This is a genomic window from Huijunlia imazamoxiresistens (assembly GCF_037132455.1).
Classification (GTDB): domain Bacteria; phylum Bacteroidota; class Bacteroidia; order Chitinophagales; family Chitinophagaceae; genus Flavisolibacter; species Flavisolibacter imazamoxiresistens.
Genome location: NZ_JBBBEI010000019.1, coordinates 48253 through 71006 on the forward strand (window position 1 = coordinate 48253; position 22754 = coordinate 71006).

At 56.3% G+C, this 22754-nt stretch carries 16 protein-coding genes, 1 tRNA gene and 1 riboswitch; of the genes, 6 read left to right on the plus strand and 11 right to left on the minus strand.

Annotated elements, in window-relative coordinates; translation table 11 throughout:
- Positions 1-68: 68 nt before the first annotated feature.
- From porK to V9K67_RS19935, 5 genes are all read right to left on the minus strand, one after another.
- Positions 69-1364, minus strand: a complete 1296-nt coding sequence (porK, locus tag V9K67_RS19915) for a T9SS ring complex lipoprotein PorK/GldK (protein WP_336725521.1) — start codon at positions 1362-1364, stop codon at positions 69-71.
- 123 nt (positions 1365-1487) lie between these two features.
- The gene (locus V9K67_RS19920) at positions 1488-3536 is read right to left on the minus strand and encodes a thioredoxin domain-containing protein (RefSeq protein WP_336725522.1); all 2049 of its coding nucleotides are present in this window, start codon (positions 3534-3536) and stop codon (positions 1488-1490) included.
- A 168-nt stretch (positions 3537-3704) separates the two neighbouring features.
- A complete protein-coding gene (locus tag V9K67_RS19925; RefSeq protein ID WP_336725524.1) occupies positions 3705-4517 on the minus strand; it encodes a uroporphyrinogen-III synthase in 813 nt (270 codons plus the stop codon).
- Between the two features lie 29 nt (positions 4518-4546).
- Complete coding sequence (locus tag V9K67_RS19930) at positions 4547-5770, minus strand: DUF4271 domain-containing protein (protein WP_336725526.1); 1224 nt, start codon at positions 5768-5770, stop codon at positions 4547-4549.
- A gap of 31 nt (positions 5771-5801) precedes the next feature.
- Positions 5802-7577, minus strand: a complete 1776-nt coding sequence (locus tag V9K67_RS19935) for a BamA/TamA family outer membrane protein (RefSeq protein WP_336725528.1) — start codon at positions 7575-7577, stop codon at positions 5802-5804.
- A gap of 48 nt (positions 7578-7625) precedes the next feature.
- Between V9K67_RS19935 and hemW the strand changes: the two genes are divergently transcribed.
- The gene (hemW, locus tag V9K67_RS19940) at positions 7626-8753 is read left to right on the plus strand and encodes a radical SAM family heme chaperone HemW (protein ID WP_336725531.1); all 1128 of its coding nucleotides are present in this window, start codon (positions 7626-7628) and stop codon (positions 8751-8753) included.
- 19 nt (positions 8754-8772) lie between these two features.
- On the opposite strand, the gene V9K67_RS19945 is transcribed toward hemW, so the two are convergent.
- From V9K67_RS19945 to V9K67_RS19960, 4 genes are all read right to left on the minus strand, one after another.
- Positions 8773-9999: an acyltransferase family protein gene (locus V9K67_RS19945; protein WP_336725533.1), complete on the minus strand. Its 1227-nt coding sequence runs from the start codon at positions 9997-9999 to the stop codon at positions 8773-8775.
- A 93-nt stretch (positions 10000-10092) separates the two neighbouring features.
- On the minus strand, positions 10093-11133 hold the full coding sequence (locus V9K67_RS19950; RefSeq protein WP_336725630.1) for an NAD(P)H-dependent glycerol-3-phosphate dehydrogenase: 1041 nt from the start codon (positions 11131-11133) through the stop codon (positions 10093-10095).
- Positions 11134-11202: 69 nt separating this feature from the next.
- A complete protein-coding gene (locus V9K67_RS19955) occupies positions 11203-12549 on the minus strand; it encodes an efflux RND transporter periplasmic adaptor subunit (RefSeq protein ID WP_336725534.1) in 1347 nt (448 codons plus the stop codon).
- A gap of 119 nt (positions 12550-12668) precedes the next feature.
- Positions 12669-14105: a TolC family protein gene (locus V9K67_RS19960; protein ID WP_336725535.1), complete on the minus strand. Its 1437-nt coding sequence runs from the start codon at positions 14103-14105 to the stop codon at positions 12669-12671.
- 115 nt (positions 14106-14220) lie between these two features.
- Positions 14221-14475: riboswitch (cobalamin riboswitch) on the plus strand.
- Positions 14476-14594: 119 nt separating this feature from the next.
- On the opposite strand from V9K67_RS19960, the gene V9K67_RS19965 reads away from it, so the two are divergent.
- From V9K67_RS19965 to V9K67_RS19980, 4 genes are all read left to right on the plus strand, one after another.
- The gene (locus V9K67_RS19965) at positions 14595-16502 is read left to right on the plus strand and encodes a TonB-dependent receptor plug domain-containing protein (protein ID WP_336725536.1); all 1908 of its coding nucleotides are present in this window, start codon (positions 14595-14597) and stop codon (positions 16500-16502) included.
- 126 nt (positions 16503-16628) lie between these two features.
- Positions 16629-17372, plus strand: coding sequence for a Dph6-related ATP pyrophosphatase (locus V9K67_RS19970; RefSeq protein ID WP_336725538.1), 744 nt, complete (start codon positions 16629-16631; stop codon positions 17370-17372).
- A gap of 20 nt (positions 17373-17392) precedes the next feature.
- Entirely contained in the window at positions 17393-17971 is a 579-nt protein-coding gene (locus V9K67_RS19975; RefSeq protein WP_336725541.1) for a MarC family protein, read from the plus strand.
- A gap of 16 nt (positions 17972-17987) precedes the next feature.
- Positions 17988-18062, plus strand: a tRNA-Arg gene (locus V9K67_RS19980).
- 601 nt (positions 18063-18663) lie between these two features.
- On the opposite strand, the gene V9K67_RS19985 is transcribed toward V9K67_RS19980, so the two are convergent.
- The gene (locus tag V9K67_RS19985; protein WP_336725543.1) at positions 18664-19302 is read right to left on the minus strand and encodes a response regulator; all 639 of its coding nucleotides are present in this window, start codon (positions 19300-19302) and stop codon (positions 18664-18666) included.
- A 248-nt stretch (positions 19303-19550) separates the two neighbouring features.
- Positions 19551-20114 (minus strand): response regulator, encoded by a 564-nt coding sequence (locus V9K67_RS19990; protein WP_336725545.1) that lies wholly within the window; start codon positions 20112-20114, stop codon positions 19551-19553.
- Between the two features lie 447 nt (positions 20115-20561).
- Here V9K67_RS19990 and V9K67_RS19995 point away from each other — a divergent pair, with 447 nt between their 5' ends.
- Entirely contained in the window at positions 20562-22748 is a 2187-nt protein-coding gene (locus V9K67_RS19995; RefSeq protein WP_336725547.1) for a PAS domain-containing sensor histidine kinase, read from the plus strand.
- The last annotated feature ends 6 nt before the right edge of the window (positions 22749-22754 follow it).

Here is a 22754-nt window from a genome sequence, read left to right on the forward strand (position 1 = left end):
TGAAACAGGGGGTTAGGTGGCAGCCGGAAGGCCGGCTGCCCCTGTAGAAATATGTACTGAAGGAAGGCTTATTTTCTGTTGGCCTGGGCGGGCAGGTCGATCACGGTACGGAAACCGATGTACGACTTGGAAGTGTCCTGGTATTCGTAGGTGCGGGTACCGGTTTGCAGGTAGAAGCCCACATCTTTCCAGCTGCCGCCGCGGATCACCTTACGTTTCATTTTGGGAGGATCGGAATCCTTGGCGTTCCAGCGTACGTCGGGGTTCATATCGTGTTGGAACAGGTACGAACCTTCGTAGTAGATCGAGGAGGTCCACTCGGCTACGTTGCCGGCCATGTTGTACAGGCCGTAGTCGTTGGGCCAGTAAGCATCGGCGCGAACGGTGTAGAAGCCGCCGTCCTCGGAATAGTTGCCGCGGCCGGGTTTGAAGTTCGCCAGCAGGCAGCCCTTCTTGTTGCGCAGGTAGTAGTTACCCCAGGGGAACATCGACTCGGAACGGCCGCCGCGGGCAGCGTATTCCCACTGTGCTTCGGTAGGCAGGCGGAAGTCCGACTCCTGCGAGCGCTTTTTGGATTCGAGGTACGAGTTCATGTAATGCGTTCTCCACTCGCAGAAAGCGGAGGCCTGGTGCCAGTTCACACCTACTACCGGATAATCACCGTAAGCGGGGTGCGAGAAATAGCGTTTGGTCATGGGCTCGTTGTACGCGTAGGAAAAGTCGCGGATCCAGGCCAGCGTATCGGGGTAAATGGCTACGTCTTTTTTGACAATGAAGGTCGAGCGGGGCTTGCCGGCGTTCTCTCTTTTGGAGGCCTCACCCAGGTCGAAGCGTTCGGAGTGGTATACCAGTTTGGAAGCGTCGATCTCTTTCTTGCCGAAGACGCGGTCCTCCGGAGAGAGGATCAGGTCGGTGGAGCTCAGTTGCTCCATCGTCTTGGGATCATTCAGCTTGAAGTTCTTCATCTTGGTCTGGTCTACGTATTCCACGCCGTCGGAACCGGTTTTTACATAACCCATTTTCTTGGCGATCACGGAATCACGCACCCAGTTCACAAACTGGCGGTATTCGTTGTTGGTAATTTCGGTGGCATCCATCCAGAAGCCGCTGATGGAAACGGACCGGCTGCGGGAGGAAAACGCATAAGCCGGATCTTCGTCGCTGGGGCCCATGTGAAACGTACCTTGCGGAACGTAGACCATTCCCGTGGGCTTGGGAAGGACGTAACGTCCGCCGGGGGCGACGCCGTGAAGCTGGCCGTCGTTGGGCACGCCGCCTTTATCCTTTTTACCTAGAGAGGCACAACTGGCAAGGCTCAGGCTCGCCAACACGAGGATAGTCAGGTAATGGTTTTTCATTTTCATCGTAAAGGGTATTGGGCGAAAATTTAATTTTGCCGCAAGGTTAGAATTATTTTTTCTCATTTCCAAAAGACGAGATTTTAGGCTTATAAAGTCAAACGGTATCATAGCACAATTATTGTATGGTTATGAAAAAATTTTAACGCTCAAAAGTTGTTTAAATTCTTCAATAGTACTAACGGGATTTTGACACGTATAGTTTCTACATAAAAAAATTAAGGTGTCTCCATTATTTTCTTTCGAACGCAGCAGGGGGAATTTTTCATCAGCGGTCACGGAAGCCAAAATGAGGCTGTGCGGCAAGTACAGGCGGAGCACGTTTTTTAAATAGGATTTAACATCTGGTCCGACCAGTGCTATCTCATTGGTTCCCAACGTAATTTCCTGCAATGTGGTTAGCCATAGGCCAAAGGAAGTAGGATATTTCACGGCCAGGCTGCCAAAGGCAGCCATCATCGCATCGGCTTTACGCCTCCAGGTAATCTCATCTGTAACTATAGAAAGTTGATACAAATTCAAGGCCATCATTGAATTGCCGGACGGAATTGCGGCATCGTACACCTCTTTTTTTCGCAACAGGATATCATCCTGCCCGGCATGGGTATAATAAAACAGTTCCGACCCTTCGTCGGCAAAGTGTTCCAGCACGTATCCCGTCAGCTCGCCGGCCTGCTGCAGCCAGTGCAGCTCGCCGCTAACCTGCCCCAGGCACAGCAGCGCCTGCACCAGGCAGGCATAGTCGTCCAAAAAGGCCCGGTGCCGCGCCCGGCCGTTCTTCCAGGTATGGTAAAAACCACCGCTCCCATCCGCAAAAGCCTCCAGTAAAAACCGCATATTGGTTACGGCCTTTTCGCGGTAGCCCTCCTCGCCGGTAGCTGCATAGGCCTTGCTGTAGGCGAGGTTCATCAGGGCGTTCCAGGACAGGATCACCTTGTCGTCCAGGGCAGGACGCACTCTTTCGGACCGCCGGCGGAACAGCGCGGCCTTCGCCCCATCCAGAAAGCTCCACAGGTTTTCGGGGTGGATGTTGTGCTGGGCGGCAAAATCGGCCAGCGAGGCGGAGGTATGCAGGATGTTCCGGCCTTCCCAGTTGCCTTTTTCGGTTATATTATAGTACTGGCAAAACAGGGAGGCATCGCTACCGAGCACCTGTTCCACCTCTTCGGCTTCCCATACGTAGAATCGCCCCTCCTCCCCTTCGCTGTCGGCGTCGAGGGCGCTGAAAAATCCGCCCCCTTCATGTTGCAGCTCGCGTTCGACGAACCCCAGGGTTTCGGCCAGCACCTCGCGGTAGCGTTCGTTGCCCGAAAGCTGGTAGGCCTCGGCCAGCAGGGCCGCCAGCAGCGCATTGTCGTACAGCATTTTCTCAAAGTGGGGCACCAGCCAGCGGCCATCGGTGGAATAACGGGCAAAGCCGCCCCCAAGCTGGTCGTAAATGCCGCCCCGGATCATTTTGTCGAGGCTGAGAAAAGCCTGCTTCAGCGCCTCGCGGTTGCCCGTGAGGGCGCCGTAGCGCAGTAAAAAGGTAAGGGTAAAGGTCTGGGGGAATTTGGGCGCCTGTCCAAAGCCGCCCTCGACGGTATCGGCTGCGGCCATAATGGTCCGGAAGGCGGCATCCAGCTGGCCGGGATCATAGGCGAACCCGTCGGCGGGCCGTCCCAACTGGTTGTTGGCCTTCAGGTGCTCGGTCAGTTCCGTGGCCTGCCCTTCGATCTCGTTGCGTTGTTCTTTATAGGCCTGGTGCACGGCCTGCAGCACCTCGGTCCAGGAGGCGCGGTTGAAGGCCCGGGCCGGCGGGTAGTAGGTACCCCCGTAAAAGGGCTTTCCTTCGGGGGTGAGGAAGACGTTCAGGGGCCAACCGCCGCTACCGGCGATGGCCTGGACGGCATCCATATAGAGGTGGTCCACGTCGGGCCGCTCTTCGCGGTCGACCTTGATGGACACAAAATGTTCGTTCATGAGGGCGGCCACGCCGGGATCTTCGAAGCTTTCGCGCTCCATGACGTGGCACCAGTGGCAGGCCGCGTACCCGATGCTGACCAGGACGGGCTTGTCTTCCTGTTTCGCTTTCTCAAACGCTTCGGTCCCCCAGGGAAACCAGTCGACAGGGTTTTGGGCATGCTGCAGCAGGTAGGGGCTGCTTTCGTGGATCAGACGGTTGTAATTCGTTGGCATGCAGACTGTTTTGGTTGAAAAGGCGCACAAGAATCATACTATTCCCCAGGGCTGCGCTTCAAATGTAAGGCAAGCAGGTGGAAATACCGATGCGGCGGTCTTTTTCAGGGGCCCATAAAAAAGGCCGTCCCACTGCTGGGACGGCCTGAATATCAGAACGTTTAACGCTTATTTCTTTTTGTCTTCCGACATCACTTTTTTATCGGCGGAGAGGAACTGGTCCAGGGCGGCCACCATCGAGGGCGCCTGGGGCTGGGGAGCCATGATACCGAGCTTGAGGCCCGCTTCCTCCACGGCTTTGGACGTATTATTGCCGAAGGCGCCGATGACGATGCCGCTCTGCTCGAAGCCGGGCACGTTGTCGAACAGGCTTTTCACGCCGCTGGGCGTAAAAAAGCAGATCACGTCGTAGTTGTTGCGGTCCAGCAATTCCTTTACGTCGTTGCTGGCGGTGCGGTACATGAAGGCCAGCGAGAAATCGCAGTTGTTGGTCTTCAGCCAGCCGGTGATGTCGCTGTCCTGCTGATTTTCCGAGCAGATGTACAGGAACTTCTCGTTCCCCTTATGCTTGTTGATCACATCGAACAGGCTTTTGTTGGAGCCGTCGGCCCCGTAAAACACCTTCCGCTTGCGGTACAGAATAAACTTTTGCAGATAGAGCGCTACGGCCTCCGTAATGCAGAAATACTTTGTATCCTGGGAAACGGCAACTTTCATCTCCTCGCAGATGCGGAAGAAATGATCGATGGCATTACGGCTGGTAAAAATGACCGCACTGTGAGCCGGTATATCGATCTTTTGTTTCCTGAATTCCTTGGCGTTGATACCCTCGATCCGGATGAAGGGATGAAAGTCCAGTTCTACATCGTATTTCCTGATCAGCTCAAAGTAAGGAGACTTGTCGCTTTCAGGCCTGGGCTGGGTGATCAGAATCCGTTTCTTGGTCTTTCCAGCAGGCTTATTGACCCCGTTTTTTACCATGGTTCGGCTAAAATTGGCGGCAAAGTTAATCAAGATTCGCCGAAAAACGTAAACAACAGTTTGTTAATGAGCAAAAGCGGCGCAATTTCAAAGGCCAGCAGGTAGAGGCAGAAATGGAACAGGCTGAATTTGATGGACTTATGCACCGAGAGATAGGATAAATAATACCGGTACAAAAAGCACAGGCCCACCGCCGCCAGGCTCAGGGTGAACGCCATTTGGTAAAATACCCCCGTCATGAACGCCAGCGCGATGATGCAGGGAAGCAGGGCGATGCCCAGTACCTTGTTGGTGGTGAACACAATGAAGATGTAGGTATTGGTGGCCTCGGGCAGGCGCAGCAGCCAGCCCATCAGCTTCAGCACCACGAACTTCACGGTATAAATAACGGCCAGCCCCAGGGCACCGTAGGCAAACACCAGCCAGAAGGGATACCCTCCCGCCCGGCCATAATGCTGCAGCACCAGGTAGAGGAACAGGCTGCCGCTCAGCACGAACAGGCCGTTGAACAGCAGCGACGGCAGGGGCGCCCCCACCAGCTGGTCGCGCAGCTGCCGCTGCTTGAGCGAGGTGCGGAAAAAGATTTTGTACAGGTCGCTGAGGTAGCGCGAAAAGGCATTCTTGGCCAGGGCAAACAAGAGCAGCAGCCCCAGGGTGCAATAAAACAGGCTTTCCTTGCCGGTCCACTGCCGGCGCACGGCAATGACCCGGGAAGGGTTTTCAAAGCGCAGGTAGGGATTGCGGCGGTATAGCGAGGTATCCACCCTGCGGGCAAAGGCCCTCAGCTCGCGCTTCAGCAGCGAGTCCCGCACAAACACCGCCCGGCGCAGCGAGTCCTGCTGCCGCCGGAGGAGTGAATCCTTAAGGGCCGCCAGCGAGTCGGCCTTGCGGGCCTTCACCAGCGAGTCGGCCGTCCGCAGCCGGGCCAGGGAATCGGCCTTACGGGAACGCACCACCGAATCGGCCCGGCGCATGCGGGCCAGCGAGTCCGCCCGCCGCAGGCGGGTCAGGGAATCCAGCCTGCGGGTCCGGGCCAGCGTTTCCGCCCTGCGGGCATGGGCCTTTGCCAGCGAATCGGCACGGCGCACCCGGGCCAACGAATCGATCCTGCGCGTGCGGGCCTGCACCGCCGCCTTCCGCCGGGCAGCGGCCTTGGCCACCGAATCGGCCCGCCGGGTAGCGGCAGACGGAGCGGTTTGCGCATAGCAGCACAACGACAGGAACGTAAACAGTAGAAGAAGGAGTTTTTTCACCAGTGGATGCAAAATTATCGTTTCAGCGCACTTAAAAATAGTTTACGAACCCAAAATGAATTTTTGACTGGCGCAGGTTCAGCGGCGCATCGCTGCGCCGGCCCACCGCCCAGGCCAGGTTAAAGATCCCGGCCCTGGTTTCCAGCGACAGGCCCAAGCCCGAACCAATGTAATTGTAGGTGCTGCCGGGGCCCAGGGGGTTGCGGGCCCAGCCCCCGTCGGCAAAGACAAAAAAGTGCGAATTGGGCCCCACCAGGTAGCGGTATTCCAGGGTGCCGACGGCGTACTGGGAAACGAACTGGCTTTCCTCGGTAAAGCCGCGCAGCAGCTTGTAGCCACCGATCATGAACAGCTCGTTGAGGTAATAGCTGCCGCTCTGGAACAGCCCGGCATTCAGGCCCGTTTTGAGGGTCGTTTGCCGGCCGGTGCGGAAGTAATGGGCGCCGGACAGCACCACCCTCAGCTGGTAGGTGCGCAGCTTCACGGTATCGTACAGGCTTTCAAAGGTAAAAGCAGGGTCCTCCTTGTCTTTCAGTTCCAGCACCTGGTTGTTTTTTTTCACCTGCTTGGTGCCGGCCGAGGCGGTCAGCGTGAGCTCGTTGCCCTTTTGCGGGTTGAGGCGGTAGTTGGTATTGTTGTAGCCGAAGGTCACGCCCAGGTTGGAGGAACTCACGTCGCCCAGCGGCGGCAGCTGGCGGGTGCGCAGCAGGGCCAGCGTATCGACGCCGTTGACGATGGTCTGGCGACGCTGCAAAAATACCCCTCCCGACTGGCGGGTGCCGGCGCCGTACTCGGCCCCTACCTGCAGGTTGATGTTGACAAAAGAGCTGTCCTTGCGGAACATGTCGAAGCCCAGGTTCAGGCCCAGGGGCGAACGGAACACGTAAGGGTGGCGGTACGCCAGGTTCAGCCGGGGCGACTGCACCTGCAGTTGCTGCCAGTTGGCGCCGATGGTTTCGCCGGCCCCCAGCGCATTGTGCAGCAGCACGTTGGCTTCGCCCGTCACCTGGAAGCGGCGGCTGGCCAGGGCATCGCTGTTGGGCAGCAGGCCCACCAGCACGTTCACCTGGCTGCTTCTTTTGGGCTTCAGGTACAGGTTGAGCACGGCGCCGGTAGCGGTGAAGCTCAGGCTGGAAGGCAGCTGCGCCTCCACGTACGGGAGCTCGCTGATCTTTTTGTCCACCTCCTGCAATTTCTTTTTGTTGTACAGGCTGCCATTGGGAATGTCGAGGTAGCGCTGCAGGAACGCCCGGCTGATCTTCGTTTCGCCCTGCAGCCGGATGCTGTCCATCTTATAAGCGTTTCCCCGGTCGATCCGCAGCAGGGCCGATACGTCGCCGCCTTCCAGGCGGATGCTGTCCAGAAAGACGCGGGCAAAGGGATGCCCCGCCCCTTCCAGCAGGTCGAGCACCTGTTCCTGGCTGGCCTGCAGGGCGGCAAAGTCCACCGGGTCGTTGCGGAAAGCCCCCCGGGGCCAGCGGGCCTCCTGCAGCAGGCCTTCGTCGGCCGGCAGGGTGCGGATGCGGGCCCATTTATAACGGTTGCCCAGGAACAGCCGCACCCGGGCGCTGTCCCCCTCCAGCTGCAGGCTGTCGACAGAAGCCCCGATATAGCCCCTGCTTTGCAGCAGCCGGGGCAAAGAAGTCAGGTAATCAGTAGCTTCGCGCTGGGAAGGAAAGCTATGCTGCAGGGCATCGGCGGGCAGGGAGGCGGAATCGGCGAAGACATAACGGACTCCGTATGACTGCGCGGACAGCCGCAGCCCGCAAGCCACGCACAGCAAAAACAAAAAGCTTTTCTTCGCCATCAGGTGCGGTAAAAATATTTCTTTCCGAGGAATCAAATCAAATCGACATTGGCCGGAATCTATTTACACATTCCCTTTTGCAGGCAGGCCTGCGCCTATTGCAATTTTCATTTCACCACCTCCCTCCGCTACAAGGACGACCTGGTGGGCGCCCTGCTGCACGAAACCGGGCTGCAGCAACACTTCCTGGAAGGGGCGTCGGTCTCCACCATCTATTTCGGGGGCGGCACGCCCAGCCTGCTGGACGTGGGCGACTGCCGGCGGTTGCTGGACCGCATCCGCCAGACCTTCCCGGTGGCGGCGGATGCCGAGATCACCCTGGAAGCCAACCCCGACGACATTACGGCCGACAAGCTGGCGGGCTGGGGCGAGGCGGGCATCAACCGCCTGAGCATCGGCATCCAGTCGTTTTTCGAAGAAGAGCTGCGCTGGATGAACCGGGCCCACAACGCCGGGCAGGCCCGCCGCTGCATCGAGCTGAGCCAGGAGGCGGGCTTTCACAACCTGAGCATCGACCTCATTTACGGCAGCCCCCTCCTCTCGGACGATATGTGGGCGCAAAACGTTTCCACCGCCCTGGGCTACGGCGTCCCCCACCTCTCCTGCTACGCGCTGACGGTGGAGGAAAAGACGCCCCTGCACCAGCAGATCATCCGGCACCGCAAGGAGGACGTGGACGCCGACAAGCAGGCCCGCCAGTTCCTGCAGCTGATGCACCGGCTGAAAGAGGGAGGTTACGAGCATTACGAGGTGTCGAACTTTGCCCGCCCGGGCTTCCGCAGCCGCCACAATTCATCTTATTGGAAGGGGGAAAAATACCTCGGCCTGGGCCCCTCGGCCCATTCCTACGACGGCCTGAAGCGCCAGTGGAACATCGCCAACAACACCCGCTACATCCACTCCATCGTGCAGGGCGTCCTGCCCACCGAAGCCGAAGTGCTGACGCCGGTGCAACAGCTGAACGAATACATCATGATCGCTTTACGTACGATGGAAGGCATGGACCTGGAACGCATCCGCTCCTCCTGGGGAACGGCGCAGGCGGCCGCCACCGAGCAGCGGCTGGCGCGCTACCAGGCCGCCGGCCTCCTCACCCGTACCGGCTCCCGCGTACAGCTCACCGAAGAGGGCATGCTGCGGGCCGACGGCATCGCGTCGGATTTGTTCCAGGAGTAGCGGCGCCCCGTCCGCAGGATTAAAAAGACTTGCCGGGGGCGCTTTCTGCCACGCCGTTTTCCACGCCGGCAGGGGCAGGTTGGTATTCCTCGACGGCCCGCCCGCTCTTAATATTGGTGAATTTTTTATCCTTCAGCTTTAGGAACCAGCTCTCGAAATAAAAATAGGAAAGGTAGCTGAGGCCAATGCTTAGACCGCCTATCAGGGTGTATAGCAGCAGGTTGTAGCCCAGGGAGCCCTTGGGCTGCATGCCGGTGCCGTGCACCAGGGCAAAACAGAAATACATCACAATAGGATGGTACATATAAATGCCATAGGAAAGGACGCCCAGCCGGTCCAGGTATTTGCTGCGCAGGTTGAACTTGATCCGGTTGCTGTCCTGAATGATAAACAGGATCAGTGTGCAGAAAAAGAAACCCAGAATAAGATGGTGAACGGGTCGCAGCAGCAAGGCGGCAATAATCGCCAGGTTGGCGATAAACAGGGCCGGACGGGTAAATAGCTTTTGCAGGCGCTCCTGGTGGTAATAAAGGAAATAGGCACCCAAAGCTCCTACTGCCATCAACTCGATCACAAAGGAGGCTAAAAAATGCCGCACCATTTTTATGGCCGCAAATTCATTCCCTGCACTCACCCATTTGAACGCGGTCAGCACCAAAATGATGGAAACAAACAGGTAAGGGAGATAGGTTTTCCGGACCTTATTTACCAGGTGAGGCCAGAGCAAATAAAACTGTTCCTCCACGCCCACCGACCAGGATTGTGCGGCCCCTACCACTGCATACCGGAGGGTAAGGGCCAGGTTGGGCAGAAAAAACAGGAAGAGAAAGAAAGGTGTGTAGAAATCGTTTTGTAAAAGCAGAATGCGGTGGTAATAGCCCGATTCCGCGGCCATGGCCGGAATGTTTTGTGCCAGTAGCGGCAGCAAAAAGAAGGAAAAGAGCAGCACCGTATAATAAACCGGCCATATGCGCAGAATACGCCTGACGTAGAATTTGGCAATATCAATGAAACCGTTCCGCTCTTTCTCTGCCAGGAGCAGGTAGGTAATTAAAAATCCGCTTAGCACGAAGAACAGGTAAACGCCATTCTTTCCCAGTTTATCAATAAAAGGGGCCAATGCCGTATCATATAAGCCATTTATATGATCCCTGCTTTTATACAATTCAATGTGATGGAATAAAACGGCCAAAGCGGCTAGGGCTCTTAATTCGCTAAGTCCTTTGAAAAAAATTCGTTTATGCATCACGCTTTCTCTTTGTATGAGGGCGCAAGATACTAAAGCCGGGTGAATACCTGTTCACCTGGCGCCATTCCCATATGACAAAAAATCATCCGGTTACACCATCACCCTTTCCACCTTGCAAAAGCCGTCGGAGGGGTGCTGGCGCTCCCAGAGCACCTTGTACACCGTTTCGGCTATGGGCATATCGGCCTTGATCTTGCGATTGAGGTTGTAAATGCATTTGGAGGCGTTGTAGCCTTCGGCCACCATGTTCATTTCCAGCTGGGCCGACTGCACCGTATAGCCTTTGCCGATCATGGCGCCGAAGGTGCGGTTGCGGCTGTAGGGCGAATAGCAGGTCACCAGCAGGTCGCCGAGGTAAACGGAGGCGGCGTAGTTGATGTCTTTCTGGTGGGTGATGGGGTCGGGCTGCTGGTGCTCGCCCACCACGATGTGCTGGATGCCCACCTTGCGCAGGAAGCCCGCCATTTCATCGGCGCAGTTGGCGATGTATACGCTCAGGAAGTTGTCGCCGTACTCCAGGCCGTGGGCGATGCCCGCGCCCAGGGCATAGATGTTTTTCAGCACGGCGGCGTATTGCACCCCCAGGATGTCGTCGTTGGTGACGGTATTGATGTAGGGCGTTTTGAAGCAGGACGCCAGCTGCTGGGTAGCGGGGCCGTCCACACCCGAAAAGGTGAGGTAGGAGAGCTTTTCCGCGGCCACTTCCTCGGCATGGCAGGGCCCCAGCAGCGAAAAGTAATTCTCGATCAGCACGTTGTAATGATCCTGGAGGTACTGGTTCAGCAGTACGTCGGGCCCCGGCACCAGGCCTTTGATGGCGGACAGGATCTTTTTGTCCGTCAGGCCGCCCTCCTTTATCGATGCCAGCACGCTTTGCACATAGGCCGAGGGCACTACCGGCACCAGCACGTCGGAGGCGTCCACCACGGCATTGAGGTGGGACGACAGGTTCAGCCTTCCGATGTCGAAATAAGCCGAGCTTAAATAATGGGGGTTATGCCGGCGTCTCTTTATATGGGCGATGGTATTTTCGTTTCTTACCCACCAGTTTACCTGCTGGTTGTTGTCGGTCAGGATCTTTACCAGGGCTGTAGCCCAGCTTCCGCTGCCAATAATGCCAAAACTCTGCACCAAAATAGTTACGATTTACGGATGATGATGTACAATGGGTGGGCAAGGTAAAAAGAAGTTGGGAGTTCCCTATTCTTTTTCAAACAGCTTGTCGCGGGGTACCACGGTTACTTTCGTGCCGGTTTTGAGGTCTTTGCTGATGGCGGTGTAGGGAGCGGTAATCACCTGCTCGCCCGCCTTCAGGCCGGCAACGATCTCGATATGGTTGCGGTCCTGGATGCCGGTGGTCACCACCCGTTTTTCTACTTTGTCCCCTTCCTTCAACAAAAAGACCACCTCCTGTAGAGCTTCTTCCACAGATGAGCTTTCCTCCCCTCCTTTCTTCGCGGCAGCCTCTTCGCCCCCCTCCTCTTCGTCCTTATCCCGGGCGGCCACGGCGGTAATGGGCACGGCGATCACTCCCGGCTTGGTACGGGTGCGGATATCGGCGCTGGCATTCATGCCCGGGCGGAAGGGGAACTTCCGCGGACGGGCGGGGTCCAGCAGGTCCTGGTAGTCGGCGGGCAGCAGGCGGATGTGCACTTCGTAGCTGGTGACGTCGTTGGAGGTGGTGGCGGTGTTGCCGGTCTTGTTGGTGCTGCTGGCGATCTGGGTCACCACGCCCCGGAACTTGCGGTTGTTGTAGGCGTCCACCTCCACGTCGGCGGAGTCGCCGATGTTCACCTTTACGATATCGTTCTCGCCCACGTCCACCCGCACTTCCATGGCGCCCATATTGGCCACCCGCATCATTTCGGTGCCGGCCATCTGGGCGGTGCCCACGACCCGTTCGCCTTTTTTCACGCTCAGCATGGACACGATGCCGTTCATGGGAGCGGTGATGGTGGTGCGGCCCAGGGTCTTATCGGCCATCTGCAGGCCCGTGCGGGCGCTTTGCACGGCGGCATCGAGGCTGCGGATGTTTTGCAGGGCGGCGCTGTACTGCGCCTGGGAGGTTTTGAATTTCGTTTCGTACTGCTCCAGTTCGGCCCGGGAGATCACCTTGCCTGCAAACAGCTCCTTATTGCGGTTGTAGGCCAGGCGGTCCTGCTCGAGCTGCGCCTTCAGGGCGTCGAGGGCGGCCTGGCTGTTGGCCACGGTAGCCTGGGTTTGGGTCACCCGGGTGGAGGCCTCGTCGCGCTGCGAGGCATAGATGTCGGCATAGATGCGGGCGAGCACCTGCCCCCGCTTCACGCTGTCGCCCTCGGCCACCGTCAGTTCCACGATCTCACCGGAAACGTCGGAGCTGACCTTGACTTCCACCTCGGGATAGATCTTGCCGCTGGCATTGACGGTTTCCACAATGGTGCGGGAAGCCGCCTGTTCCACGGTCACTTTAACGCCTTTGCTTCCCGGCCTGTTCGCCAGCCTTCCGGCTGCCAGGAGCACGGTCAAACCGCCCAGGCCGATCAGGCCCCATTTAACTGCTTTGTTCATGAACCGATAATTGTGAATGGTGAGTAACCACAAACTATAAACTTAAAACTTAAAACCTAAACGGTAAAACCCTTCCCGCCAACTCGTGAACGTGTAAACCCGTAAACGCGTCAACTGATTTACAATCGGATCCCCTGCCCTTTGTAGAATTCGAGCACCTTCATTTTGAAGACGTAGTCGAACTGGGCCAGGAGGCGTTCCTGCCGTGCCCGGTAAAGGTTGGACTGGCTGATGATCAGGTCGAGGCTGTTCAGCAGGCCGATGTCGTAGCGTTTGGTGGCAAACTCAAAGGCTTTCTGGGCCGCCTCGGCGCCCTTGGTGGTGGCGGTGAACTTTTGCAGCGAGGTCACCGCATCGGTATACGCCTTATAAATATCCTGCTTCAGGGTCAGGTTTTCCTGTTGCTGCTGCAGCTCGTAGGTCCGCACATTCAGTTTGGCCCGTTGCCAGCCGGTGCGGGCGGCGCCGCCGTTAAAAATGGGAACCGACAGGCTGAGGCCGACGCCGTTGCCGAAGTTATTGGAAAACTGGGTGCCGAAGGGGTCGGCGTAGTAGGTGTACTGGGGCACCCGCACGGTGGTCAGGACGGGGGCGTTGGAGCCGGACACCTTGCCGATGGTATCGGTGCGGGTCAGGGGCTCCAGGGCCAGGGCCTGGTTGCGGGCCGTGGAATAGTTCGTCTGCAGGTTGGCGCCCAGCGACAGGGAGGGGTACATAGCGCCGCGGGCCGCCGCCACGCTTCGTTGGGCCGCCAGCAGGCGCAGGCGGTTGGCCCGTTGCTGCGGCAGGTTGGCCAGGGCCTGCTGGTACACTGCCTCGGGTTGCAGGCTGGCGAGGGGCTCCAGCGGAATGAGTGCTACCGGGGGGGTGGCAATGGCGAAGGGCTGGCCCGCATCCATGCTCAGGAGGGCCTTCAGGTACAGCAGCGACTGGGTTTCGGCACCCTGGGTCGTAATGAGGGTGGCGCTGTCCTGGGCCAGTTGCGCTTCCAGCTGGGCGGCGTTGAGCTCGGGCACCGAGCCGGCTTCCACCTGCTTGCGGGTATTGGAAAGCTGGGCGGCGGTTTGCTGCACCTGCACCTGGCTGATCTCCACCTGCTGGTGGTTGAGCAGGATCTGCAGGTAGGCGCCGGCCACGTTCAGGGCCACGTCGTTCCGGACCTTGTCTACCGTGGCCGTGGCCGCTTCGGCGGCAAAGCGGTTGGCGGCAATGGTATGCTGCTGGCGGTGGAAGTTAAATACCTCCACGCTGCTTTGCAGCGAGAAGCCCGAATAGAAAATGCTTTGGGTGGTAAACTGGTTGGTGGTGCGGTCGATGGAGCGGCCGGTATTGAGGCCGGTGTTGTTGGTAAAATGCAGGGAAGGATACCGGGCCAGCCGGCTTTGCTCCAGGGTCAGTTGCTCGAGCCGGGCCTGTACGTCCTGCTGCTGTACCGATAGGTTATTCGACAGGGCGTACTCCACACATTGCTTCAGGTCCCACTTTTCCTGGGCGGAACCAAGGAGGGGCGAAAAAAGCGCCAACAGCGCCGCAAAGGCAATTTGTTGCTTTCTCATTCAGCGAAAATAACAGCAAAGGTGCCGAATAGCGCAACGCCAAAAACCTTTTGGGAAAGATTTTTTGACCGGACGGGAAGCCGCAAAAAGATTTTGAGGGCCGGTTTTCTTGCCTACTTTTGCGGCCGCAATGGGTTCTCTCCGCTTCCGGCGGGAGATTAAAATGGGAAGTCCGGTGTGAGTCCGGCGCTATCCCCGTAGCTGTAAGGTTCAGCGAGTAGTGTAAAGTAAGTAGCGCGCAGTGCGCACTTCCGCTTAGTGCACATCTACCGCAGCCTGCTAAAAAAAGGCCACTGTTCCGCCTCCTGCGGAATGGGAAGGCTTTAGCAGGGAACCGAGCCAGAAGACCTGCCTCTTGCCATTTATCATTAATGCTTTCGGGTGAAGAGCATGGAATGTAACTAGCATCCCGGGTCAGTTATATTTCTACCTTACCTTTTTCCGAAGGCAGTCACAATCAAAAAAGAAATGAAAAAGAACGCACTTCTTGTGACTGCAATCCTTTTCTGCAGTTGGGCGCAAGCGCAAAAAGACAGCCTGGTAAAATCACTGGACGAAGTAGTACTGACCGCCAACAAGTACCCTGTCAAGCAAAGCCAGACCGGCAAGGTCATTACGGTCATTTCCCGCAGCCAGCTGGAAAAAAGCACCGGCAAGACCCTGGGGCAGGTACTGAACGAACAGGCGGGCCTGAACATTGCCGGCGCCCTGAACAACCTGGGTACCAACCAAAGCATCTTCCTGCGGGGCGCCGCTTCGGGCCGTACCCTTATTACCATTGATGGCGTGCCGGTCAGCGATCCTTCCCTGATCAACAACGAGTTCGACATCAACCTGCTGGCCATCGGCAACATCGAGGAGATCGAGATCTGCAAGGGCTCGCAGTCCACCCTCTACGGCTCCGACGCAGTGGCCGGGGTGATCAACATTATCACCACCAAAACCGATATCAGCAAACCGGTAAATATGAAAGCCACCGCAGTCGCCGGCAACCGGGGCTACCTGAACGGGAACGCCCAGGTATACGGCAAACTGGCCAACCAGCTGACCTACAATGTCCGGTATGCCAAGCTGTATACCAACGGCTTTTCCTCTGCCTGGGACAGCAGCGGCAAAAAGAAGTTCGACAACGATGGCTATAATGGCGACGTGGCAACGGCCAACCTGACCTGGAACGCCACCAGGGAACTTACCCTGAAAAGCTTCACGCAGTACAGCGGGTACGTGAACGAGATCGACAACAGCGCCTTCAGCGATGACCGGGATTATTCCTTCCGCAGCAAAACCCTGATGGCCGGCGGCGGCTTTGTATACAAGCTGCCTGCCGCAACGGTAACCGGCAATTATTTGTACAACCAGGGCAACCGCACCTTCCTCAACGACAGCTCCGATAACTTCAAGGCCTACCTGGACGACAGCTATAAAGCCCAGACCCAGTTTGTGGAACTGTACGGCTCCTTTAACCTGGGCAAGGGCTTTACCCTGCTGCAGGGTGCCGACCACCGCGCCGCCTTCATGAGCAAAAAGCTGCTGTCCATCTTCCCCCCCTATCCCGATTATGTGGACCCGCTGGCGGAAAAGAAAGCCAGCCAGACCTCCATCTACAGTTCGCTGTTTTATACCAGCAACTGGGGACTGAATGCCGAACTGGGCGGGCGCCTCAACACCCACTCCGCTTACGGCAGCAACTATACCTACACCTTTAACCCCTCGTACGTGATCGCGCAAAAAGTAAAGCTGCTGGCCTCCGTTTCCACCGGCTTTAAGGCGCCGACGCTGTACCAGCTGTATTCGAGGTATGGTACCGATTCGCTGAAACCCGAGAAGTCGCTGCACTACGAAGCGGGCGCACAGTTTACCAACCACATGGTCAATACCCGCCTGGTGTACTTCAACCGGGAAACCGACGATGCGCTGGACTACAACTACACGAAGAATAAATATTTCAATATCAGCCACCAGGAAGCCTATGGCCTGGAGTTCGAGAACAAGCTTCAGCTGGGCAAACGGGTAAGTGTAAACGCTAACTATACCTGGCTGAAAGTAAAGGAGCAGTCGCAGCACCGCATCACCTATAAAGATACCGCCTACCGGTACGGCTTAAGAAGGCCCGAGCATACGGCCAATATCACCCTGGGCTTCCAGCCGGCAGACCAGTTCTTTGTAAGTCTGTCGGCCCATTACGAAAGCAAGCGCATGGACCTGGGCGGCTATATGGCCAAGGACGTTTCACTGGATCCTTTCTGCATCCTGAATGCCTACGCCGAATACAAGCCGGTAAGCTACCTGAAAGTGTTTGCCGATGCCAAAAACCTCACGGATAAGAAATTCTTCACCGTTTACGGGTACAACTCCATCCCCTTTTTGGTATCCGGCGGTATCAGCATCAGCTTATAAGTCAAAAGCGCAACCTTCACCAACAAATAAAGGAAAGCCCGGGCTTTCCTTTATTTGTTTCTATGGAAAACTAAATTCAACTTTCCCCGCAACCCGTAAACCCGTAAACCCGTAAACTTGTATTCCATGGCCCATAAATCTTACTTCAACTGGAGCGGCGGCAAGGACAGCGCGCTCGCCCTGTATCATGCACTTCAGGACAGCAACTACGCCATCGAAAAGCTGCTGACCAGCGTCAATGCCCAATACCGGCGCATATCCATGCACGGTGTACGCGAGGAGCTGCTGGAGCAGCAGGCCGCCGCCATCGGGCTGCCGCTGCAAAAGCTGGTGCTGCCCGACCAGCCCTCCATGAGCGTATACGAACAGCAGATGGAACAAACCGTCACCGGTCTCCTGCAGGAAGGCTTTACCCATTCGTTCTTCGGCGATATTTTCCTGGAGGACCTGCGGGCCTACCGAGAAACCCAGCTGGCGAAAGCCGGCCTGCAGGCGGTGTTCCCGCTATGGAAGCGCAATACCCGCGAGCTGATGGAGGAATTCCTTTCCCTGGGCTTTAAAACGGTGGTCGTGTGCACGAAGGCCGAAGTGCTGGACGCCAGCTTTGCCGGCCGCATCATCGACCGGGACTTCCTCAACGACCTGCCTCCGGGCGTGGATCCCTGCGGCGAGAACGGCGAGTTCCACACCTTCGTTTTCGACGGCCCTATTTTCAAAAAACCCGTCCCCTTCCAGGTAGGCGAAAAGGTGCTGCGGCAGTACCAGGCCCCGAAGGAGCAGAAGGACAATTGCTTTTCGGCCCAGCCGGCGCCGGCGAACATGGGCTTCTGGTTTTGCGAACTGTGCGGCCCGGTTTTTTCGGGCCAGTGAAGCAGAAAATGAATGAATTTATGGACATCAAGCTGAAGGAAATTCTGACCGTTGGTTTTACCCTGTTCGCGGTGATCGACATTGTGGGGGCCATCCCGGTACTGATCTCGCTGAACAAAAAGCTGGGCGGCATCCGCGAGGGCCGGGCCACGATGGTTTCCGGCATCCTGATGATCCTGTTCCTGTTTATCGGCGAGCCCTTCCTGAACCTGCTGGGGCTGGATGTAAAGTCCTTTGCGGTGGGCGGCTCCATCGTTATCTTTTTCCTGGGCATGGAGATGGTGCTGGGCGTGGAATTCTTCAAGGCGGAAACCGAGGTACGGGCCGCCACCGTAGTGCCCATCGCCTTCCCGCTGATCGCCGGCTCCGGCACGCTTACCACCATCATTTCCCTCAAGGCCAACTACGACCAGTTGACGGTGCTGCTTGCCATCTTTTTTAACCTGATAATCGTTTACGTTGTGTTAAAATCCCTCAGAATTATCGAAAAAATTTTAGGACCGGCAGGATTAATTGCTGTAAGAAAATTTTTTGGCGTAATTTTGCTCGCCATCGCGGTAAAGATCTTCGCCAGCAATGCAAACGGACTGATAAAATAGCAAGATCAACCCTTTTGGCCTCGTAGTACAATGGATAGTATAAGAGTTTCCGAAGCTCCAGATACAGGTTCGATTCCTGTCGAGGCTACCAAAATCAGCAGAACCGCCTTAGATCCCCGGTCTAAGGCGGTTCTGCTTTTGGGGCCATCCCGACCCGGTGCCGTTATTATACCCTGAGCCTCCCCGTTATATAAGGTAGATATGCACACTGTTCCTTCCTAAAAAGCTGTAAATCAGCAAACTTAAACGTGGATAAAAAAAACTTACTGTTCCCGTGGATTTGGTGCCCGGCGTTTCCCTTCCACCCCTATCTTTGCCGCCCCTAAAACATACGATTAATTTATAAAGTCATGCTAACGACCAGCCATCCCGCAGCAAGGGAACCTAGAATCCGTCGCCAGGAATTATCTGCAGAAGCCATCCTGAACCGCCTGCTGAAAGAACAAACAGCGGTAGAATCCCCGGAAAATCAGCCGTCGAAATCGCCGGCCCGAAACGCCAAAAAGCCAGCCCTGGTAAGGGTTATGGGCAATTACAATTGCCTGTAGCTGCCGGGCGAAAGCCACGGAAGCCAAAGAAAAAAGGAAGGGTCACCCCTTCCTTTTTTTCGTTACCGCCGGCCGGTGGTTTCCGATCAATAAGCAATTAGTCCGGCTGCTGTTTGGTAAATGGCGGATTTTTGTAACCCGGGCTTAAAGGGGCAGGTAGCGGTTGATATAATCCACCAGCGCCGCTGCATTCTTTAAATCCAGCTTTTTTAAAATATTATAACGATGCACCTCCACCGTCTTAACCGACAGGTTGAGGATATTCGCGATCTCCTGCGATGAGTTGCCCTTCTTGATATAGTCAATGATCTCCAGCTCGCGCTGCGACAGGGAACTGAGCTTGGCCTGGTGCTCCTCGCCGCCGATCATCATTTCCGACAGGTTGTTCTTGATCTCCTTGCACATGTACTTGCGGCCGCCATGCACTTCCAGCAGGGCCGTGAACATTTCATCGCGCGAAGAGCTCTTGGTCACATAGCCCATGGCCCCCTTCTGCATCATCTTGCGGGCATAGGAAGGCTGGGTATGCAGCGATACGCCCAATATGCGGGAACCAGGGGCAAACTTGCGGATCTGGAAGGCCGCTTCAATGCCATTCATCCCCGGCATGTTGATATCCAGTATCACAACGTCGGGCCGCAGCTCCCTCGCCATGCGTACCGCATCCTCTCCATTGCCGCACTCCCCTACTACGGTAAAGCGGTCATCGGAGTTCAAAATGAAGCTCCACGTTTCCCGCACCAGCGTATGGTCATCTGCGATTAAGATGGATATCTTGTCCATGATATAAAATAGTTTTGGTACGAACTTCTTTGTTACGAATGCATGCCTTGGCAGCACCCGGCAAAGCGTTTCCGGCAAGGATGTCAGCAACACTTCCCCTTCAGACACACCTTCTCCGTTATGTAATCTGTCCCTACATGCAAAAGGGTAACAAAAACTTAAAAAAAATTTTAAAGGAATTTTTATAAGAGATTTTACCTAGGCAAAAAGCAGTGATTTGTCCTAGGAAATACCCGAGCCAGGAGGCATTATACCGCTACCGGTAGCGGCAATACAGGCTTGCTGCTGCGGCCGGGGAAATGACCGGGCACGTTGCGCCTTTTCATAGCGTCAAGCATTTCCAGCTCCCGCTGCGACAGCGAGCCGGTCCCGGAAGGCCCCTCCTCGCCGGCGCTCTTTCTTTCCGACAGGCTATGATGGATCTCCCCGCACAGGTACCTGCGGCCGCCATGCACCTCCAGCAGGGCCGTGAACATTTCCGCACGCGAAGCGCTTTTGGTTACATACCCGGCCGCCCCTATCTCCATCATCTTGCGGGCATAAGAAGGCCGGGCGTGCATGGAGGCAACCAATATGCGGGAACCGGGAACGGATTGGAGAATCAGACGGGCGGCTTCCATACCGTTCATGACCGGCATGTTGATGTCCAGCAGCACAATATCGGGACGTAGTTCCCGGGTCAGGCGAACCGCCTCCCGGCCATTGTCGCACGCCCCCACCACGGTGAAGCGGGCGTCGGTATGGAGGATGAAACTCCAGGTTTCCCGCACCAGCGTGTTGTCTTCAGCAATCAGAACGGAAATTTTTCCCATAATATAGGTTTTGTAGTTTTGGTCTGAACTCGGTTGCCGGGGATCCCTACCTTTTCAGCTTCCGGCCGGGCACACACTCCCCGGAAATGGAATCTGCATCATCCGCCAAAAGGGTAACAAAAAAGTAATACTTTTTTTTGCAGGACACCTTATATCCCGCCCCTTCCACACACCCGTTCTCCCCAAAAACTCGGGCAGCCGGACTTTATTGCTTGTCCGTATTTTGCTTGATAAACTTACAAGTATTTACACCTAGAAACACTTAGTAATTCTACATAAATACCGCTTTTTTTCAGACAGGTGTATTTTAAAAAGTGCCTGCGGATTCCATCTTTGTATCACAAACTGCCGGGAGGGCAAATGTGGGATACAGGTTAACGTAGCGCCCTGAACGCAGTTGACCGGGAGCATATAGTGCCGGCCAAAAGGAAAATCCAAACTTCTGCCATGAACCCGACACTTGACCCCTTCACCAACCAGCCCGGAGGCCCCTTTGACACCTCGCTTTTCTTTACGCTTTCCTTCGACCTGTGCTGCATCGCAGGCCTGGACGGCTATTTCAAAAAAGTAAATCCCGCCTTTATCCACCTGCTGGGTTACAGCGAGGAAGAATTATTATCCGCGCCCTTTACCGCATTTATTCACCCCGACGACCGGGAGGCTACCGCCCATGCCCTCCTGTTCCACGACCTGGAAAACCACCCCTTTGAAAACAGGTACCGCAGGAAAAACGGCGACTATTGCTGGCTGTCGTGGTCCGGCCGCCCCAAACGGGAAGAAGGGCTTATTTATGCCGTAGCCCGGGACATCACGGAGAAAAAAGGGTACGAAGGCCGGCTGGCAAAGTCGGAATCGGAAACCAAAAGGATCCTGGACAGCATCACCGACGGCTTCTATGCCATTGACCGCATGGGCACCGTCACCTATATCAACAAGGCTTCGGAAACCTTCACCGGGAAGCTAAGGGAAGAAGTGGTGGGACGCCACATCTGGGATGCCTTCCCCGAAGCCGTGAACACCCCTTTCTTCCCTTTGTACCAGGAGGCCCGCCACCTGTCGCATCCCGCGCATTACGACTTCTTTTACCAACCTTTGAAAGAATGGGTGGAGGTGACCGTTTATCCTTCGGCCGAAGGGCTTTCGCTGTTCCTGAGGATCCTTACCGAAAAAAAGAAAAACGAACAAAAGCTCAAGGAAGCCCACGACCTCTATGAACTGATCACGGAGGCTACCTCCTCCTCGGTATGGGAGTGGGAGGTCGGCGCCCGCACGGCCTTCTGGCACGGCAAAAAAATGAGGGAACTCCTGGGAGCACCCGATCCTTCGGCCCCGCAATCCTATGAACGCTGGGAACAAAGGGTGCATCCCGAAGACCTGCCGCAGGTGTACCAGCGCTACGAAGAGGCGATAAAAAACGGCGAGGAATATTATGTGAACGAATACCGGTGCCTGAACAAACAGGAGGAATATATCTATGTGCGCAACCGCTGCCACGTGCTGCGCAACTACCAGGGCGATGTCATCAAGATCGTGGGGGTGATGGACGATATCACCGCCCAAAAGGAAGCCGAACATTCCTCGGCCCGGACCGAAAGGGATTACAAGACCCTGTTCAACAATGCCCCTCTTCCCCAGATGATCCTGGACCTGGAAACCCTCCGCATCCTGAACGTGAACGAGGCGGCCGTGAAGCATTATGGCTATTCGCTGGAAGAATTCCTGCAGATGACCATTTATGACATCCGGCCTGCCGAAGACCACCTGGCCAGTACCCGGCTGACGGAACACCTGCGCCAGAACCCTACCCCTTTCCGGATGACCATCACCCACGTGAAAAAGGACGGCGAACGGATCACCGTGGAATTAAACAGCACGGCGGTCAACTACAAAGGCTATAATGCCCGGCTGGCCACTATCAACGACATTACCGAAAAGATCCGGCTGCAGGAACGGGTTACCCAGCTGCGGGTACAGGAACAGCGCAAGATTGCCCAGGCCACCTTCACGGCCCTGGAAAATGAACGGGATTTTATCGGCAAGGAGCTGCACGACAACGTCAACCAGATGCTGACCAGCACGAAGCTGTTTTTGGAGCTGGCCCTGGAGCGCGAAGACATCCGCCTGCAGCTCATCGAAACCTGCACCCGCACCCTGGTCAATGCCATCCAGGAGATCCGGCTGTTGTCCAAATCCCTCACCTCCCCCATCATCAGGGACCTGGGGCTGATCAGCGCCCTTACCGATGCCCTCAGCCCCTATATATTGTCCCGGAAGTTCGAGGTGCATTTCACGGCCCGCGGAAAGATCAAGGAGCTGCAACACGATATCCAGTTCGCCCTGTTCCGGATCGTACAGGAGCAACTGAACAACATCAACAAACATGCGGATGCCTGCAACGTATGGCTGGATATTTCCACGCCGAACAACCATGTGGAAATACTCATAAAGGATGACGGCAGGGGCTTTGACCAGCTGCGGAACGGCGATGGCATCGGGCTGAAGAATATCCGGAACCGGGCGGAATTCCTGGACGGGACGGCCGAAATTATCTCCGCTCCCGGTAAGGGCTGTACGGTAAAAGTGCGGATCCCCCTGCAGGCCCGAACCAATGGCCATCCCTCGCTGGGAGAATAAGGCCGG